Raw genomic sequence first — 2,050 nt, forward strand, 5'->3', positions numbered from 1 at the left:
GTTGACTTCCAAAATCATTGGCTGCTCAATGGAAGTGCATAAAATATTGGGAAACGGGTTTCAGGAAGTAATTTATCAAAGGGCATTAGAAAAAGAAATGGGTTTGCAAGACATATCATTTGCTAGAGAATTTGAAATGCCCATTTTTTACAAAGAAGAACAAATAGGCACAAGGCGAGTAGATTTTTTAGTGGAAGAAGTTGTTTCAGTTGAGCTGAAAGCTCTGGTAAAATTAGAAGATGTACATTTAGCTCAAGCCATTAACTATTTGGAAGCATATAACTTAGAAATTGGTTTATTAATAAACTTTGGGGCTAAGAGCTTGGAATTTAAACGACTAATCAATCCAAAATACAATCAGCTAAATCAAGAAAATCACAATAATCAACTTAATCAAAGGTTCAGACGGTAATGGAAGAAAATAAAAACATAGATAAGAAATCACTCAAATTCCTTAACGGTAAAAACACCGACTGGAGTGAGTTGGCAAAAGACTGTGTTTATTTTGCCAACGCACAGGGCGGTTTTATCTATATTGGGATTGAAGACAAAGCAATATTTCCACCAGAAGAACAGAAAATAACCGATAGAAACCTCCCTGATATTATTCAGAAAAACATTGCACACAGATCAGTTAATGTAGGTATAGCTGTAACCATTGAAACTGCAGAAAACAAAGCGGAATATATCAAAATACAAGTTTTCCGCAACGCACAAACCATTGCATCTACCACCGATGGCAAATATTATGTAAGGGTTCACGATGAATGCAAACCAGTACCACCCGATGAAATGGCCCGTTTGGCAGCCGATAAAAACGCTTTTGTTTGGGAAGAGCAAACCACCAAAAAGGTTCCTGCATTTCAATTTGATGAAGCAAAAAGAAGGACTTTTCTATATGACATCAGAAATTCACAACGGGTAAGCCGCTTTATCAAAGAAATGGATGATGAAGAAATACTAGATTTCTACTTTATCCAAAAGAATGGCTTTTTAACCAATTTGGGTATTTTATGGATAGGCAAACGCAACGATAGGGCTTCGCTTTTGTATCCACCTGCCATACAAGTCATTCGATATGATGACAAGGATGAAAAAGTATGGAAGTTGCTTTTAGATGATTATTTCGCCAATCCCAAAGAGCTATTAGAAAGAGTTTTGAACGATGTTCCTGATTGGCAGGAAAGCGTGGAAGTATCAGAAGGGATGTTCCGAAAAAATATCCCATTTTTCCCGATTGAAGTAGTCAGAGAATTGGTGGTGAATGCATTGGTTCATAGAACATACACCACTCGGGGCGATATTTTTATCAATATTTTCCCTGATAGAATGGAAATCCATAGTCCGGGACGATTACCATTTGGAGTAACACCCAAAAATATATTAAGTCAATCGATTAGAAGAAATGAACACCTTTCCAAAATATTTTATGATTTAGGCTTAATGGAAAAAGAAGGTAGCGGCTATGATTTGGTTTATGCTAAACTTTTAGGTTCAGGAAAGCCTCTACCCATTGTAAAAGAAACTGACGAGCGGGTTACTGTGATTGTGAAAAAACAATTTGTGAGCAAAGAAGTGGTAAGATTGATGGATAAAGCAAGCAATGAGTTTTCATTGAAACAAAAGGAACTTATTTCATTGGGTTTATTGGCACAACAACAGTCTTACACAGCTCTTGAAATATCTAACATTCTTAATCAAAATGAAGAAGTAGGATTAAGAAATTGGTTGGGCAGATTGATTGATTTGGAATTGGTTGTAAAAACGGGCAAAGGGAAAGGAACTCAATATGCGGTAAATCCTGAATTTATCCGAAAAATCAATTTCAAGGGAAAAACTAATCTTAAAAACATTGAAGATTACCGTTTAGAAGAATTGATTTATAAAGATTTGACAGCATATCCGAATAGCGGTTTTGGAGAGATACATCAAAGGATTGGAAAAGAAATTAATCAATACAAAGTGAAGAGAATGCTTAAAAATATGGTTGACAAACAAATTTTGAAGACAACTGGCAAAACGGGAGGAATGAAATACCAATTAAAGCAAA

The 2,050-nt window shown here is 35.4% G+C and carries 2 protein-coding genes; both read left to right on the forward strand.

Features of this window, described 5'->3' with window-relative positions; all coding sequences use genetic code 11:
• Window positions 1–412, forward strand: a 412-nt coding sequence (locus VLZ86_RS02670) for a GxxExxY protein (RefSeq protein WP_325448453.1), incomplete at its 5' end; no start/stop codon positions are given.
• The coding region (locus tag VLZ86_RS02675) for an ATP-binding protein (RefSeq protein WP_325448455.1) at window positions 412–2,050 on the forward strand (1,639 nt) is incomplete at its 3' end. The genes VLZ86_RS02670 and VLZ86_RS02675, both read left to right, overlap by 1 nt.

The organism is Gelidibacter sp. (assembly GCF_035515035.1).
In the GTDB taxonomy this organism is placed as follows: Bacteria; Bacteroidota; Bacteroidia; order Flavobacteriales; family Flavobacteriaceae; genus Gelidibacter.